This window comes from Nitrincola tibetensis (genome assembly GCF_003284585.1).
Classification (GTDB): Bacteria; Pseudomonadota; Gammaproteobacteria; order Pseudomonadales; family Balneatricaceae; genus Nitrincola; species Nitrincola tibetensis.
Genome location: NZ_QKRX01000046.1, coordinates 1 through 689, shown reverse-complemented (window position 1 = coordinate 689; position 689 = coordinate 1). Strand labels below are relative to the sequence as shown.

1 protein-coding gene is annotated in these 689 nt (G+C 49.1%); it reads right to left on the bottom strand.

What is annotated here, in order from left to right; genetic code table 11:
- Positions 1 to 689, bottom strand: a 689-nt coding sequence (locus tag DN062_RS18415; RefSeq protein WP_239995862.1) for an EF-Tu/IF-2/RF-3 family GTPase, incomplete at both ends; no start/stop codon positions are given.

Sequence of the window (689 nt, the reverse complement as noted above, 5' to 3'; positions counted from 1 at the left end):
GTACGGAAGTAGAACTGTGGACGGTAACCTTTAAAGAATGGAGTGTGACGACCACCCTCTTCTTTGCTCAATACGTACACTTCGCCTTCAAACTGAGTGTGCGGCTTGATTGAACCTGGCTTACACAATACTTGACCACGCTCTACGTCGTCACGCTTAGTACCACGCAACAGCGCACCAACGTTCTCACCTGCACGACCTTCGTCAAGCAGCTTACGGAACATTTCTACACCTGTACAGGTAGTCTTAGTCGTGTCACGAACACCAACGATTTCAATCTCGTCGCCAACTTTCAAAATCCCGCGCTCAATACGACCTGTTACAACCGTACCACGACCAGAAATAGAGAAAACGTCCTCGATTGGCATCAAGAATGGACGATCAACTGCACGCTCAGGCTCAGGGATGTATTCATCCAGAGTCTCAACCAATTTACGAACCGCTGTCGTTCCCATTTCGTTATCGTCTTGACCATTCAACGCCATCAACGCAGAACCAATAACGATTGGAGTGTCGTCACCTGGGAAGTCGTACTGATCAAGAAGCTCACGAACTTCCATTTCAACCAATTCCAACAACTCAGCATCGTCAACCATGTCCGCTTTGTTCAGGAACACAACGATGTAAGGTACACCTACCTGACGTGACAACAGGATGTGCTCACGCGTCTGCGGCATTGGGCCGTCAGC